The following is a 14,078-nucleotide window of genomic DNA, read 5'->3' as shown; positions in this document are numbered from 1 at the left end:
GACCTACTTCAACCGTGAGTCGCCTCGCAGCGGTCAGCCATCACCGCACAGTTTCCAGTATTCTGGGCAGCCTCAGCTCGGTCAATGCAACTGCACCCAAACCTAAGGAGCTCGACATGAGCAATACTCAGGCCTGCAGAGAAATGAGCCGACTCGATGTGATCCGCCTTTTCGCCTTCAGCATGCTGTTGATCCTGCCTGCAACTTCCGGGGCGCAACAGCTCCCACCGGTTGCCGAACAGATGGCAAAGACCTACGGCCTTGATTCGTTTGGGCAAATAGAGGCAATCCGCTATACCTGGAATGCGGAACTTCCCAGTGTCAAACTTTCTCGCAAGTGGGAATGGAGCCCGAAGAGCGACACGGTCTCTTACGACGGGAAAGATAAGGAAGGCAAACCGGTAAAGGCCAGCTATCAACGCTCGCAGCTCAGCAGCCAAAGCGATGCGATAAAGAACGAGATCGATCCGGCATTCGCCAACGATCAGTATTGGTTGCTGCTCCCCTTCCACGTCGTTTGGGACGGCGCGACCGTGACCGATGAGGCGCGCACAAACTGCCGCTGGGTGACACTTCTGCTGAGCAGGTCGTGGTGAAATACCCCTCGGAGGGTGGCTACCAGCCCGGCGACACCTGGGAACTGTACGTTGGCGCCGACAAGCGAATAGCCGAGATCGTCTACCACCGCGGCGCCCCCAACCCGCCGCCCAAACTCGTGATCGCGACCTATGCCGACTACAAGAAGGCCGGCCCAATCCTTTTCTCAACGGATCACCGCGGGACGCTGGACGGAAAACCCTTTCGGCTTTTCCTTTCAGATGTGTCGGTCAAATTGGCGGGATCAGACAACTGGATCGACGCGCAATGAATCTCGGCAGGGTTGATTTGCGCAACTGATCGCAAGGGCCGAGGCGCCTCGATGCCGGGGCGGCGGGTGCGCCTCGTCACCTGACCGATGCGCTGGGTAACGATTCAATCAACCTATGCGTAGAGTAACTGTTCAATTCTTCGGAGCACGCCCGCATGCCCACCAATCCCCTCACCGATGCCTGGCATTTCCTGACCGCGACGACGAATGATTATCTCCATCAGGGAAACTGGCGATATGTCATCCTGGTGCTGTTCTGGGCCCTGCTACTTGCCGGCATTGCAGGTGCCTTCCAGAATTGGCGAGAGGACCCGGAGCAACGCACCGGCCGACACTTGGGAATTTGGCTGGTCCGAGTCCTGATCGGCTGCATGTGGTTCCAGGGGATGTTGTGGAAACTGCCGCTGCCCGTGTCCGACGGTCTGCAATACTGGACCGAACAGGAATCGACCAGCGCGGCTTTCGAGTTTCACCGTACGTTCATGAAGGACGTCGTGTTGCCTCATATGACGATCTTCGGGCCGATCGTCTTTTTAGCCGAGCTGGTATTCGCCGGATCGATGATGCTCGGGCTTGCGGTGCGGTTCGTGGGCGTGCTGGCCATCGCCTACACGCTCCAACTCTGGCTCGGCCTCTATGGCAATTCGGCCGAGTGGCCGTGGACGTACATGTTCCTGGCCCTGTTGATGTTCCTGTTTGTGATCGAGGGCGCGGGCCGGAGTCTCGGCTTCGATGCGTGGCTGCGCCGCAACGTGCCCGCCGTGCGCGACGGGAAGGGACTTCTCGGCTGGTTCTTCAACATCGCGAGCTAGCCGTCACGGTTAGATCATGATCCGATTAGACGGAATCGGATCATGATCTCATTTCTTTGTTTGAGCATGCTCTTTTCGGAAAACCGGTTTCCACTTTTCCGGATCATGCTCTTGTGTGAGAGACGAGCAGATGATGGCACTGATCCACGCAGCGACGCTGGTTGTCGCGCTGGGCGCAACTTGCGCACACGCTGCTGACATCAGCTATCTGGCGCCGCCGGGAATCCCGGCAAAGGAATTCCCCTCGCCGCAGCGCCCGGTTGCGCCGATCGTCGGCCCGAGCCGCGCCTCCGAAGAGCGCCGCGATGCCAAGGATGAGGCCGGAGAGATCGCCCGTCTGCTTGAACTAAAGCCAGGCATGACCGTCGGCGACATCGGTGCGGGCAGCGGCTACCACACGGTCCGGCTGTCGCGCCGCGTCGGCCCCACCGGCTCGGTGATCGCCCAGGACGTCAGGCAGGATTACCTCATCGCGCTTGCCAGACGAACGCAACGCTTGAAGCTGACAAACGTCATATTCGCGCTGGGCGAACCACACGACCCTCGCCTGCCCGCTTCCGCACTGGATGCCGCCATCCTCGTGCACATGTATCACGAGATAAGCCAGCCCTATGCCTTCCTCTACAATCTCGCACCCGCCTTGAAGCCAGGTGCGCGGGTCGGCATCGTCGACCTCGAGCTTCCGACGTCGGAACACGGCACGCCGATCGAGCTGTTGCGTTGCGAACTTTCCGCCGTCGGCTATCGCGAGATCGCAAGATACCAGCTCGCAGGCGATGGCGGATACCTGGCGGTGTTTTCGCCACCGGAGCCGGCGGGTCGAAAATCTCCCCGGGATATCGTTGCCTGCGAGGATCGCGCTGGCACGCACTGACAACCGCTCTCGGAAATTATCATTCACGAGGCGCTCGCAGCTCGAGCGCGAGACGAGCAAACGTGGTCGAAATGGACCAGGCCGCCTTGACGCCGGCGATGAGATTGCCGGAAACCTTCGATACGCCGCCGATCCGGCACCGCTGCCCGACGGCAATTTCCACTGCCGGCAGGCGGGCGGCCGCGACTCGCATCAGCATTTCCAGGTTCCAGCCGTATGTCTCTTCCTTCATGCCGAGATGTATGAGCTCGTCGCGACGGATGGCGCGAAACGGCGACAGGTCGGTAAAGCTCGCGCCGTAGACGAGGCGCAGGAGCAGCCTGCCGACATGGGCCGCGACAAGCTGCTGTGGCGCCAGGCTCCCTGGCTCACGCGAACCGCGAACGCGCGAGCCGAGAACGAAGACGGCTTGTCCGGCGACGATCGGCGATACCAGATCGGGGATGAATTCGGCAGGATCGCTGCCGTCGCCATCGAGGAAGACGACGATGTCGGCATCATCGCGGACCTTTGCGATGCCCGCCTGGATCGCGCGGCCGTAGCCGGGCCGCGCCTCGGCAATCACGCGAGCTCCCGCGGCCTCCGCCCGTTCGGTCGTACGGTCCCGTGAGCCGCCGTCGACAACGACAACCTCGCTCACATTCTGCGCCAGCACCGTGGCCACGACCTGGCCAATCGCCGTTTCCTCGTCGAGGCACGGAATGACCACTGAGACGACCGGGTGACGGCGCGCGCCGATCTCGTTGATCACCTCGTTCACAGGCTCCAGCGCAGGCCACAACTCGCACAGCTTTTCGGCGGCTTGTCTGAAAGGAGCGCCGTGCGAAAGTCGCGATACGCGGACCCGTTCCAGATGTCCTCCAAGGACTGCTGCCCGGCATGGCCGAGCGTATAGTTGTCGTAGCCATGCTGCGAAAACGGCGCGATGCAGCAGGGCAAGGCCCGGCCATTCGCCGTGAAATACATCAACGACCACGGCCGCCGGCACGGCGACCACGGCGAACCGTCGCCGCTGCCCTTCAAACTTAACCCCGGCTCGCTCGCTGCGCCTGAGGCGCTGAAGGTTACGCCGAGCGAATGCGCCAGCTCCTCGGCCCGTTTCAGATAGACTGCGTCCTGCTGCGTCAGGCGCTCGAACAGGGTCTGATCCGGACGGGCCTTGCCGATGGCCGATTCAGTGAAGAACACGAGCCGTTGCAGATAGACTTCCTTGACACCGATCTCGGCTGCGACTTTCACAAATGCGGGGAGTTCCTCGACAGTCTCCTTCAGGCCTGTGAGCCACACGGAAACCTGCGGTCTGGTGTGTCCCTCTCTTTCCTGCAGCTCGCGAAATGCGCGCACATTGCGCAGGATGCGGCCGAAATAATCCCTGCCGCGGATCGCCTTGAAGCTCTCGCGGTTTGACGCGTCGAGCGACACACGTAGCTCATCAAGCCCGGCGTCGATCAGTGCACGGCCATTGCGCTCACCGAGCACCGTTCCATTGGTGTTGAACAGGACGTAAACGCCGCGGTCCTTCAGGTATTTGACCATTCGAGGCAGGTTCGCGACCAGCATCGGCTCGCCGACGCCGTGCAGAACAGCGCGCGCGAGCGTGGGTACCTGGTCGACGATCGACGTGAACAGATCCCAGCTCATGTCGGCCGGCGGTTCGAGCTCCTCATAGGTGCGAGGACAGGTGGTGCACAGCAGATTGCAGCGGTTGGTCACTTCCAGATAAAGGCAGACGGGCAGACGCTGGGCGATCTCGCTACGTTCGGCCGTGACCGACTCGTGATAGCGGCGCGGATCGAATGGCGCTTGCGTAGCTGTCCCCGTTCCTTCGCCGGAGAGGCTCATCGCGATACCCCTTCCTCTGCAATCCGCTGCATGCGGGTCCTTAACGCGGTAACAGCCAAAGCCAGCAGGAGACCTCCGAACAGAACCGACTTGGTCACCATTCTTGGAATGTAGAAATCCCAGTCGAGTTGCTCGGACAATAGCAGCGCGCCAATCGACACGACCCATGTTGGCGCGGAGCCGCACAGGGCGGCGAACGGCGTGATGACGAGAAAATACCAGGGATAGTTAGGCGACAACAACAGGAGGGTGATGAGTAACAGCATGTTGATGTCGGCGAGACGGGGAGCTGTGGTGCGATCAGAGCTGCGGGCCACGGAGAGCCCCTTGAACACGAGAAGCAGCGCGGCCAGGACAACGTAAGCGACAACATCACCTCGATGCTCGCCAAACACAAGGCGCCAAAGCGACAGGAGCCAGAGATCGTTGCCGGCACGGATGCCCTCTTCCGTCAGATAGCCTTTGGTCAGGAATCCGAGCACTCCCCAACCGACCGACAAATAGGGAAGATAACAAAGCGCGACGGTAGCGATCACGACGAGCGGCATTTTGAAATCCCACGGTCGCCAGATCCCGGCCAGCACCGGCGCGACATATGGTTTCACCAAGACCGAAAACGCGATCAAGACGGCTCCGCGCAGAGCATAGCCGGTCAGCGCAATCCACAGACCCAGCATCATCAGCGCCATCATCAGCGCGTCGACGTGGCCGCTGTTGGCAATCTCCCACAAGGGCAGCGGGTGCCAGAGATAGGCGACCACGCGCGTCACAGGGCGGTTCATGCGCCGCAGCAGGAGGATGATCATTGTAACGGTGACGGCCTCGCACCCCAGCAGAGCGAGCCGCATCACAGTCACGTTTTCACCGAACCGCGTGACGATGAGGAAGAAGAATTGCGCCACCGGAGGATAGATGGTGACGGCGGTATCAGCCCGGTTGATGTGAGGAAAGATCATCCCGTCGCGCAGAAACGCCAGCGCCTCATCGGCTGGCATGTAGCGATAGGGATTGATGCCGGCGGCCTGCACCTTGCCATCCCAGACATAGCGATAAATGTCGCTGGACAGAAGCGGATCGAACAGCAGCGCATAGACTCTCAGCGCGATCCCAAGCCCAAAGATAAGCCATAGCGCGCGATCAGGTGGAGCGCGCTCGACCAGGCCTGTCGCTACGATCGTCAGCAGCCCCGCGGCGATAGTCAGAGCGATGAAGGCGTTGTCACCATAGGCCTCGAAGGCAAAGGGTGTCACCACGGTCAGAACGACCAGGAGGGTGCCGATCCCGGTCAGCAGGTGAAGCGGCGGCAAGTTATTGGCGGAGCGCATCAGCCGACCGAGTTGAATCGCGTTAGCTCCGGGCATTGGCGTCACGGGCTTAGCTGCGGCGCCGCCTTGATAAAGGCCCGGCTCGCCGCGGCAAAGCCGCCGCCACGAAAGCGGCTCGAATGGCCGGCCAGTTCATCCTGTAGCCAACGCAACGTCTCAATGTCGTCGACGTCGTACCATTCCGGAAGCAACGTCGCGGCAAGCCCGATTTCGGCAGCCCGGTCGCATGTACTGCGAGCTACGGTTTCTGTTCCCCATGCGATCTGCGTAAACAGATGCTTGTGCGGATGCTTCAAGCCGATGAGATAGTAGCCACCGTCGCTTGCTGGCCCAAGCACCATGCGGTCTCCGGGTTGGCGAAGCGTTTCAACAGCCTGAATCAGCAAACGCGGCGGCAGGGTTGGGCTATCGCCATTGACGAGCAGGACGCAATCATGTCCGGCGAGCAGGAGAGTACGCGTAGCGCCAAGCAACACGTGCCCCAAATCGTCGCCGGCCTGCAGCAACAGTCCGAACCCTGCCGGAAGCAGCCGCTGCACGATGTCTTCGGCGCCCGCCGGAGCATAAACGCCGTAGCCGCGCCTGCCGAGCGCTTCGGGTACCGCTTCGATTGTTGCCGCGACATCGCGCACAAAGCAGGCGGATAACTCTGATGCTGCAACTTCGCCAATGGCCGTTGCAAGCCGCGTCTTTGAGCGGCCGGGCTGCGGCGCCTTGCAAATGATCCCGATCGCCGCGACGCTCATCGCAGCCATGACCGGAGGCGATCCGCGGCGATCGCGATCATTTGAAGCGCGTCATGGCTGCCGTCTCCCTCGCCCTTTTCGAAATCGCCGTCGACACGTCCCATTTGATTTGTCACATGGGCAAAACACACGACGGGCTTTTGTCGGACTTGCGCGAACGCATAGAGCGCAGCGGCTTCCATTTCGACTGCCATCAGGTTCCGTTCGCGCATCGCGTCGATCGCCCGCTGGGTTTCCCGGAACGGCGCGTCAGTCGTCCAGGTCGCCCCTGTGATCACCGGCACGGAGAATTCGTCGAATGCGCCATTGAGCGCCGAGATCAATCCGGCATCAGCATGCGAATAGTCGGACGCCGCCATGTAGTGATAGCTGGTACCTTCGTCGCGCAGCGCGCGTTCGATGATGATGAAATAAGGCGGCGGGCGTACCGGCACGATCTGTCCGGAGGAGGTGACGCTAATCAGGAGCTTACAGCCTGAAGCGAACATCTCCTCGGCAATCAGCACCGCGAACGAGGCGCCGACAGCGCAGCCGACAATCCCAAAATCAATCCCGCCGCGGCTGAAAGTGTAGAGCTGGGTGTGGTAGCAGGCCCATGCCGGTTCGAGCCGGGCTTCACCACGAGCGAGCAGGCTACGCACGATGTCGCCGTCAGGATCGAGCACGCAGACATCGGGAATGCTAGCGTCCGTAATCCGCTTTTGCCTGCGCGCTTCGCGCAGCAGATTTTCCGGCGTAAATGCGGACGGCTGCGCGTAATGTTTTTGCGCGAGGATGGGCGGGATCCCGCCATCATTGATCGCCATCGCCAGACAAACCTTGTCACGTTGTTGCCGATTATTGGTAGCGTTCTCCCTGGCAGCGGGCAAGCGCCGCCGGGGTCTCGCCGACGTCACAAAAAAATAGGTTTCGGGTGATGTAACAAGACGGCTTTGAAGAACGTAATGGCGACGGTCTGCACTGGCTGTTGGTGCGGCAAGAACCTGCCATACCCGAAGCCAGTCGTGTTGATCCGATGGCGCGGGTCGCGTAGCATCGGTCGCAAAGGGAGCGGATCGATATTTTCGAAATTGATAACCACTAGGTGTCGAGGATCGCCATGAATCACGAGACCGCAGTTTCGAATGCCAAAGAAATCGCCGATCGCGTTCTCGCACCGGCGGCCAGGCAGAACGACAAGGAAGCTCGATTTTCGTCCGAGGCAATCGCGGCGCTTGGTCCGGCGGGATTGCTGGGAGCCATGCTGCCCACTGAGGTCGGCGGTTCGGCCCTGGGACCCCGGACCTTGGCTGCCGTCATCGCAACGCTCGCAGAGGCGGACGCGTCCGCCGCCATGGTTTACCTGATGCACATGAGCGCTACCGCAATGATTGCGGCGGCCCGTCCGGATGCCACGGTCGCTCAGACGCTAAAGGACATTTCGGCCGGAAAGCACCTGAGCACCCTGGCATTCAGCGAAGCTGGATCGCGCAGCCACTTCTGGGCGCCCGTCTCGCGGACGAAGCGAAACGCTGACAACGCGCGTCTCACAGCCAAGAAATCATGGGTGACAAGCGCCGGCCATGCGCAAAGCTACGTTGTTTCGGCGCTCGCCCCTGAAGGCAAGAGCCCCACGGATTCAACCCTTTATCTTGTCGACAGTGGCACACCCGGACTGTCGATCGCCGGCCCATGGGATGGTCTTGGGTTACGCGCCAACGCCTCCGCACCAATGACCCTCGATGATTGCGAGGTCGCGCCTGGCTTCCAGCTGACCGACGACGGCGCCGGGTTCAAGGCGATGCTGGAGGTCGTGCTTCCGCTATTCAACCTCGGCGCATCGGCGGTGGCGCTTGGACTTTGCCGGGCAGCGGTGGCTGGGACCGCGGCGCACCTCAATAGCGCTCGCTTCGAGCATTTGCGCCAGACCCTCGGCGAGAGCCTGCCGACCCTTCGCGTACAGCTTGCGACGATGCAGATCGACACCGATGGGCTTGCGGCGCGCGTCGACGATCTCGTCGACCATCTTGAGCACCCGCGAGATACCACCATGCTGCGCGTGCTCGAGAGCAAGGCGGCGGCAGGTGATGTCGCCATCGCTGTTACCTCGGCGGCAATGCGGGTGTGCGGAGGCGCTGCGTTTTCCAGGCATCTGGCGATCGAGCGATTGTTCCGCGACGCTCATGCGGGCGCTGTCATGGCGCCAACGGGCGATGTTCTACGCGAGTTCATCGGCAAGGCCATCTTGGGAATACCGCTGTTCTGAGCGCGCGAGCGCTGCGCCGCCTGGCAGCGCTCGGATCGCGATCAATGACATTTGAATATCGAGCTCGAGAAGCGAGATGCAATCATGAACCAGACGATCTGGGTAGGCGCCGTCGCTTATGATCCAAAGGTGGTTGGTATCTGGGAGGGCATGCGGCGGTACTTTGTCGAGGAAGCGGGTCTCCCCGTCGAGGTGGTGCTGTTTCAGAGCTACGAGGCACAGGTCGCTGCCCTCCTGGCCTCGCCTGGCGATCGGCTGCCGCGCATCGACATCGGATGGAATACGAACCTTGCCTATATCCAGGCCGACGCCTGGAGCGACCATCGCTGCCGACCAATCGCGATGCGCGACACGGACGTCGGCTGGATGACCAAGATTGTCGCCGTCACCGGCGGGCCCGTCGCTAGCCTCGCTGATCTTAAGACCCGCACCCTGGCGCTCGGTAGCCGCGACAGCGGCCATGCGGCAATCCTCCCGGTTCATTTCCTGCAGCGCGACGAATTGGTTGAGGGGAAAGACTACCAAACGCTGCGCTTCAACACCGACCTCGGCAAGCACGGTGACACGGGTGCAAGCGAGTCCGAAGTCGTTCGTGCGGTCCTCGACGGTCGCGCCGATGCCGGCGCAATCGGCAGCCCCTTCTGGAACGCGGTGCGTAACGAGCGTCTGGTACCCGAAGGCGCGCTGACCGAGATCTGGACCTCGCCGTCCTATAATCATTGCATGTTCACTGCTCGGCCCGATCTGGATCCGTCCTTGGAGCAGCGGTTCGCCAAAGCGCTATTCGGGATGAGCTACGACAACCCGACGCATCGTCCTGTGCTCGAGGCGGAAGGGCTGCGCCAATGGATAGCGCCGCAGCTTGAAGCATATAGTGAGTTGCGGGAAGCCTCCGCGCAACAGGGCTTCTTAACGCGGCCTTTGGCCTAGCGGCCGAGCCAAAAAGCCCGATGCTGCTCTGAGCGCAGTCTGCGCCTTTATCAGGCGCAATTGAAAATCATTGCCAACCGGCGCGCATGCTCAGATTCGTGGTCGAAGGCGCGGCGTACAGCTGCGAAGGATTCAGCGAGCGGAAAGATTTCACGGCGGACCAGCAGGTCGTTATCCTCGGCTCCGACCGGATGCCAAAAGACGCCTTCGGCGGTGATCGTCACCTCGGGGACCAGATCCGCCCTTGCCAACGCGATGCCCCGCGTGGCGGAGCCTCGCAGCGCAATTCGCCTGATCACGCGGTCCTCCTCACTCACGTGATGGCCATCAAGGAAGCTCCGAAACTCAACGGCCTCCGCGTCGCTTGACACTGTGGCCGCCACTCGCACGCGGAATCCTTCGGCCCGGGCGCGCTCGATTCCATTCCAGGCGCGCGCCCATGTCCCCTCTCCACGATGGCTATCGTGGCGCTCCGGCGTGGGGCTGTCGAGGCTGATCTGCAAGGTTACACGCTCTCGCGGCAACGCGCGCAGCGTTTCGAGCCGACTTCCGGCAAACAGCATGCCGTTGGTGAGGACGGTGGTCGGCGCCGTCGCTGCACATGCGGCGAGAATCTCGCCAATATCCGGCAGCATGAACGGCTCACCGCCGGTGACAAAAATCTCGCTCACGCCGAGTTCCCTGGCCTCGATTGCGATCCTTCGCACCCGCTCGACGCCTAGCGCCCGCCGCGGAGCTTTGGGTGACGAGCGCACGCAGCAATAGTCGCAGCTGAGGTTGCAATCGAAGTTGGTGTAAAGCCATAGTCGAGAGCCGACAGGCCGATCTTCTCCCACATTCTCAGGGGCCTCTCCGTACCGAAGCACCCATCGTGTGCGACCGTCTTCGACTACGGTGTCGACCAAACTGTTGCGGGTGAAGCGACACCATGCCTCGAGATCGGGGCCGATGTTCGGATCGCTGCTGATCACCGCGACAAGATCGCCCCTACGGCTCCGGCGTAACGCGCCGATCAAATCCGGCAGGAGGCCTGAGGCAAATGTCTTGCTGCCGGCGTCGAGCTCAACGTTCGCATTCGTCCTCATGCGCAAATCCATGGTCCTCCAGACGTTCAACGTCTGCCGCACCAGTTTCGTACCGGAAACGATCTCACCAGAACGCAATGAACGGGATCAATCTCCGACGAAAATGCATGAAAATCAACGATCGCGTCCGATATCCTGCCGCTCATAACGGTCTGGTTGCAGGTTCGAGTCCTGCCGGGCCCACCAATGATTACAGGCGCTTGCGACGCGGCGGTTGCCTGAGGATTCGGTACCGCCACAGTTACCGCCACAGAAACGATTGCCGCTTCGTTCGCGTAATGGTCTCAAAAACGCAAGTTTGATCCCGGCCAGAGCCGCCTTCGCTGGCAGGCGAGTGTCAAGCGCTCATCTCTGTTTCGATAGTAGCCAACCATCGGCAAATTGGCCGGAGGAACCGAACGCTCGATCCGCCTGCGTCCGCAAAGCGCGCACGCTCACTGCACGTCGATGATCTCCACCCAGTTCGCTCCATTTCGCACTGGATAGCGATGAGCCTCGCCAAGCTTGCCCGTGCTCTGGTCGACCTTGTAGGAAAGGTGATCCGACTTTTCACCCGACGCGACGAGGTACTGGCCACTCGGGTCGATCCCAATGCCGCGCGGCTGCGCCTCGGTCGCGAAACTGGCGACGTAGGCGAGCCTGCCGGTTCCGGGTGCCAGGGTGAACAAAGCGATCTTGCTGGTGGTACGTTCGGTCGAATACAGAAACTTGCCGTTGGGGCGTGATTTGGATGTCAGCCGCCCAGACTTTCGGCTTCTCGTCCTTCGGCAGCGCTGCGCCGGGCGTCGGTGCAGCGCCAACGGGCGCCTGCGGCGTACCCCAAGCAAGGCCGGCATCCGCCGGCACCGAGCTAATGCTCTCAACGAGGGTCAACGTCCCCTTGCAGGAATCGACCAATGGCACGCCCGACGACTTCATTGCGGATGACGACTTTGAGTTTTCACTATCATCGCAAAACGGTGTCGTCCGGCGCTACCGATGCGTGGCGAACACGCGATTTTTTCCTGAAGACGGATTTGCATTGGTTACGGCCCGGCAGCGCGCAGCAAAGTGGTATCTTCACGTCAGATTCCGCAGTGAAGCCGGGTTAAAGGCAAAAGGGGCCGTTGGATGTAGACTTATCTACCCTGACCGCGCGGGGAGCGCTTCGATGAACTCGAGCACTGCCCGTCCCTTGGACGTGATCCTCCAGCCGCCGCTTATCCGCTCGACCAACTCGGGTGAAAAGATGCCGAGATCCGGAACTCGCGCGGCGGGCGCTTGGTCCGGTCCGCAGATTATTCGACCGTCCGCCGCAACCGGATGACCGGCATAGCAGAACTGCCGATCAGCCCGTTCGGCAGGTGAGCGCGCCGTCGACCGGGAGCAGCACGCCGGAGATATATTTCGCGTCGTCCGATGCCAGAAACAGCGAGGCATGCGCCACATCCCAGGCGGTGCCCATCTTGCCCATCGGCACCATGGCGTCGCGCCTGGCGATCATGTCGTCCACGGAATCATAGACATGCTTGTAGGGCTCGACGATCATCGGCGTGTTCATCAGGCCCGGCAGAACCGCGTTGCAGCGAATCCCCTTCGGCGCGTATTCGACCGCGACCGCACGGGTAAAGTGATTCACGCCGGCCTTTGACGAGTAATAGGAGATCATCGGCACGCTGATCGTCGTGATCGATGCGACCGACGACACGTTGACGATCGCGCCACCGCCCTGCCGTACCATCTCGGGCAGCACGCGCTTGCAGGTCAGGAAGAACCCCTTCAGGTTCACGGACATCACGCGATCCCAGCTCGCCTCGTCGATATTCTCGGGACCGCCGGGTTCGGCGATGCCGACATTGTTCTGCAGGATGTCGATGCGGCCGTGACGAGTAACGGCGGTGCCGACAGCCGCATCGATGTCCGCCGCCGACGTGATGTCGGCGCGCAGCGCGCTGGCCTTGCCGCCCTCGCCCTCGATGATCGCGACGGTACGCTCGGCCGATGCGATATCGCGGTCGACGCAGATCACCGTCGCGCCTTGGCGGGCGAAGAGAACGGCGGTGGCTTTGCCGTTGCCCCAGCCCTCACCGACGCAGCCGGCTCCCATCACGAACGCGATCTTGTCCTTGAGCCGCTGCGACATCCTTACTGTCCCTGTTACCGGTTTCAGTTCTTTTCGTACAGCGTCACGACGGCCGCGCCGCCGAGGCCGAGATTGTGCTGCAGCGCGAGCCGCGCGCCGTCGACCTGCCGCGCCTCGGCGGTGCCACGCAGCTGATGGACGAGTTCGTAGCACTGGGCGAGGCCGGTTGCGCCGAGCGGATGGCCCTTGGAGAGCAGGCCGCCGGACGGATTGGTGACGAAACGCCCGCCATAGGTGTTGTCGCCGTCGACGACGAATTTCTCGGCCTCGCCCTCGCCGCAGAGGCCGAGCGCCTCGTAGGTGATGAGTTCGTTCTGAGCGAAGCAGTCGTGCAGTTCGACGACATCGACATCGTCGGGCGCGACGCCGGCCTTCTCGTAGACTTTTTCCGCCGCCGACTTCGACAGGTCGAAGCCGACCACCCGCATCATGTCGCGGGTCTCGAAGGTGCTGGGACGGTCGGTCGTCATCGCCTGCGCGCGAATCCGGACCTTGTCGTTGAGGTTATGGCGCTTGGCGAAGGCCTCAGAGACCAGCACGGCGGCGGCGGCGCCGCAGGTCGGCGGGCACGCCATCGAGCGCGTCATCACGCCTTCCCAGATCACCGGCGCCTGCATCACGTCGCCCTCGGTCATCTCCTTGCGGAACAGCGCCAGCGGGTTTTTCGCGGCATGGCGGCTCGCCTTGGCGCGGATCTTGGCAAAGGTTGAGAGTTGCGTGCCATACTTCTCCATGTGCTCCTTGCCCGCGCCGCCGAAATAACGCAGTGCCAACGGGATCTCGCCATGACCAACCAGATCGTCGGTGACGCGGTCGAAATCCGCGAATGGCGACGGACGGTCTTCGAAGATCGAGCCCAGCGCACCGGGGCGCATCTGCTCGAAGCCGACGGCCAGCACGCAATCGGCCGCACCACTCTGGACCGCCTGCCGCGCCAGGTACAGCGCGGTCGAGCCGGTAGAGCAGTTGTTGTTGACGTTGACGATCGGAATGCCGGTCATGCCGACGCGATAGAGCACCTTCTGGCCGGCGGTGGAGTCGCCGTAAACGAAACCGGCATAGGCCTGTTCGATGGCGTCGTAGCCGAGCCCGGCATCCGCCAGTGCCAGCTTCACGGCTTCCTCGCCCATCGCGTCGTAGGGTGCCGAAGCGCCCGGCTTCGCAAACGGGATCATGCCGACGCCTGCAACGATCGTGGTCATTATGCGCTCTCCTTGTTTCCTTCGCCG

At 61.9% G+C, this 14,078-nt stretch carries 15 protein-coding genes; 6 read left to right on the top strand and 9 right to left on the bottom strand.

What is annotated here, in order from left to right; translation table 11 throughout:
• Positions 1-116: 116 nt before the first annotated feature.
• From ACZIRK_RS31780 to ACZIRK_RS31765, 4 genes are all read left to right on the top strand, one after another.
• Complete coding sequence (locus ACZIRK_RS31780; protein ID WP_474418806.1) at positions 117-596, top strand: hypothetical protein; 480 nt, start codon at positions 117-119, stop codon at positions 594-596.
• Positions 590-868 carry a hypothetical protein gene (locus ACZIRK_RS31775; protein WP_474418805.1) on the top strand — a complete coding sequence of 93 codons (279 nt, stop codon included), beginning with the start codon at positions 590-592 and terminating at the stop codon, positions 866-868. The genes ACZIRK_RS31780 and ACZIRK_RS31775 overlap by 7 nt, the downstream gene beginning before the upstream one ends.
• Positions 869-1,023: 155 nt before the next feature.
• The gene (locus ACZIRK_RS31770) at positions 1,024-1,680 is read left to right on the top strand and encodes a DoxX family protein (protein ID WP_130224622.1); all 657 of its coding nucleotides are present in this window, start codon (positions 1,024-1,026) and stop codon (positions 1,678-1,680) included.
• Between the two features lie 130 nt (positions 1,681-1,810).
• On the top strand, positions 1,811-2,554 hold the full coding sequence (locus ACZIRK_RS31765) for a methyltransferase domain-containing protein (RefSeq protein WP_464348217.1): 744 nt from the start codon (positions 1,811-1,813) through the stop codon (positions 2,552-2,554).
• Positions 2,555-2,573: 19 nt separating this feature from the next.
• Here ACZIRK_RS31765 and ACZIRK_RS31760 read toward each other — a convergent pair whose 3' ends face one another.
• The 5 genes from ACZIRK_RS31760 to ACZIRK_RS31740 are packed head-to-tail and all read right to left on the bottom strand — an operon-like array spanning position 2,574 to position 7,624.
• The gene (locus ACZIRK_RS31760) at positions 2,574-3,305 is read right to left on the bottom strand and encodes a glycosyltransferase family 2 protein (RefSeq protein WP_474418804.1); all 732 of its coding nucleotides are present in this window, start codon (positions 3,303-3,305) and stop codon (positions 2,574-2,576) included.
• A gap of 5 nt (positions 3,306-3,310) precedes the next feature.
• Complete coding sequence (locus ACZIRK_RS31755; RefSeq protein WP_130224618.1) at positions 3,311-4,396, bottom strand: radical SAM/SPASM domain-containing protein; 1,086 nt, start codon at positions 4,394-4,396, stop codon at positions 3,311-3,313.
• Positions 4,393-5,757 carry an MptA/MptB family glycosyltransferase gene (locus ACZIRK_RS31750; protein ID WP_130224616.1) on the bottom strand — a complete coding sequence of 455 codons (1,365 nt, stop codon included), beginning with the start codon at positions 5,755-5,757 and terminating at the stop codon, positions 4,393-4,395. Before ACZIRK_RS31750 ends, ACZIRK_RS31755 begins: the two co-directional genes overlap by 4 nt.
• A 5-nt stretch (positions 5,758-5,762) precedes the next feature.
• Positions 5,763-6,467 carry a TIGR04282 family arsenosugar biosynthesis glycosyltransferase gene (locus tag ACZIRK_RS31745; RefSeq protein ID WP_165435104.1) on the bottom strand — a complete coding sequence of 235 codons (705 nt, stop codon included), beginning with the start codon at positions 6,465-6,467 and terminating at the stop codon, positions 5,763-5,765.
• On the bottom strand, positions 6,464-7,624 hold the full coding sequence (locus ACZIRK_RS31740) for a nucleoside phosphorylase (RefSeq protein ID WP_349645056.1): 1,161 nt from the start codon (positions 7,622-7,624) through the stop codon (positions 6,464-6,466). The genes ACZIRK_RS31745 and ACZIRK_RS31740 overlap by 4 nt, the downstream gene beginning before the upstream one ends.
• On the opposite strand from ACZIRK_RS31740, the gene ACZIRK_RS31735 reads away from it, so the two are divergent.
• Positions 7,567-8,712, top strand: coding sequence for an acyl-CoA dehydrogenase family protein (locus ACZIRK_RS31735; RefSeq protein ID WP_474418803.1), 1,146 nt, complete (start codon positions 7,567-7,569; stop codon positions 8,710-8,712). The two genes, ACZIRK_RS31740 and ACZIRK_RS31735, sit on opposite strands and share 58 nt — an antisense overlap.
• 84 nt (positions 8,713-8,796) lie before the next feature.
• On the top strand, positions 8,797-9,642 hold the full coding sequence (locus tag ACZIRK_RS31730; protein ID WP_130224610.1) for a phosphate/phosphite/phosphonate ABC transporter substrate-binding protein: 846 nt from the start codon (positions 8,797-8,799) through the stop codon (positions 9,640-9,642).
• Between the two features lie 50 nt (positions 9,643-9,692).
• Here the strand turns inward: ACZIRK_RS31730 and ACZIRK_RS31725 are convergent, their stop codons facing one another.
• The 4 genes from ACZIRK_RS31725 to ACZIRK_RS31710 all read right to left on the bottom strand — a co-directional run bounded on the left by ACZIRK_RS31725 (position 9,693) and on the right by ACZIRK_RS31710 (position 14,051).
• Positions 9,693-10,727, bottom strand: a complete 1,035-nt coding sequence (locus ACZIRK_RS31725) for an Rv1681 family radical SAM protein (RefSeq protein ID WP_130224608.1) — start codon at positions 10,725-10,727, stop codon at positions 9,693-9,695.
• Positions 10,728-11,161: 434 nt separating this feature from the next.
• Entirely contained in the window at positions 11,162-11,563 is a 402-nt protein-coding gene (locus ACZIRK_RS31720) for a beta-propeller fold lactonase family protein (protein ID WP_245474591.1), read from the bottom strand.
• Positions 11,564-12,054: 491 nt separating this feature from the next.
• A complete protein-coding gene (locus tag ACZIRK_RS31715) occupies positions 12,055-12,849 on the bottom strand; it encodes an SDR family NAD(P)-dependent oxidoreductase (protein WP_130224604.1) in 795 nt (264 codons plus the stop codon).
• A gap of 23 nt (positions 12,850-12,872) precedes the next feature.
• On the bottom strand, positions 12,873-14,051 hold the full coding sequence (locus ACZIRK_RS31710) for a lipid-transfer protein (protein ID WP_474418802.1): 1,179 nt from the start codon (positions 14,049-14,051) through the stop codon (positions 12,873-12,875).
• Between the last annotated feature and the right edge of the window lie 27 nt (positions 14,052-14,078).

This window comes from Bradyrhizobium sp. Leo114 (assembly GCF_055229415.2).
Note: the sequence above shows the minus strand (reverse complement) of the source record. Positions and strands in the feature narration are given on the sequence as shown.

Excerpts from the sequence above, each read along its gene's own strand:
- ACZIRK_RS31780 (WP_474418806.1), top strand. The coding sequence starts at position 117 with ATGAGCAATACTCAGGCCTGCAGAGAAATGAGCCGACTCGATGTGATC.
- ACZIRK_RS31770 (WP_130224622.1), top strand. The coding sequence starts at position 1,024 with ATGCCCACCAATCCCCTCACCGATGCCTGGCATTTCCTGACCGCGACG.
- ACZIRK_RS31765 (WP_464348217.1), top strand. The coding sequence starts at position 1,811 with ATGATGGCACTGATCCACGCAGCGACGCTGGTTGTCGCGCTGGGCGCA.
- ACZIRK_RS31755 (WP_130224618.1), bottom strand. The coding sequence starts at position 4,396 with ATGAGCCTCTCCGGCGAAGGAACGGGGACAGCTACGCAAGCGCCATTC.
- ACZIRK_RS31750 (WP_130224616.1), bottom strand. The coding sequence starts at position 5,757 with ATGCCCGGAGCTAACGCGATTCAACTCGGTCGGCTGATGCGCTCCGCC.
- ACZIRK_RS31745 (WP_165435104.1), bottom strand. The coding sequence starts at position 6,467 with ATGAGCGTCGCGGCGATCGGGATCATTTGCAAGGCGCCGCAGCCCGGC.
- ACZIRK_RS31735 (WP_474418803.1), top strand. The coding sequence starts at position 7,567 with ATGAATCACGAGACCGCAGTTTCGAATGCCAAAGAAATCGCCGATCGC.
- ACZIRK_RS31730 (WP_130224610.1), top strand. The coding sequence starts at position 8,797 with ATGAACCAGACGATCTGGGTAGGCGCCGTCGCTTATGATCCAAAGGTG.
- ACZIRK_RS31725 (WP_130224608.1), bottom strand. The coding sequence starts at position 10,727 with ATGAGGACGAATGCGAACGTTGAGCTCGACGCCGGCAGCAAGACATTT.
- ACZIRK_RS31720 (WP_245474591.1), bottom strand. The coding sequence starts at position 11,563 with ATGCCGGCCTTGCTTGGGGTACGCCGCAGGCGCCCGTTGGCGCTGCAC.
- ACZIRK_RS31715 (WP_130224604.1), bottom strand. The coding sequence starts at position 12,849 with ATGTCGCAGCGGCTCAAGGACAAGATCGCGTTCGTGATGGGAGCCGGC.
- ACZIRK_RS31710 (WP_474418802.1), bottom strand. The coding sequence starts at position 14,051 with ATGACCACGATCGTTGCAGGCGTCGGCATGATCCCGTTTGCGAAGCCG.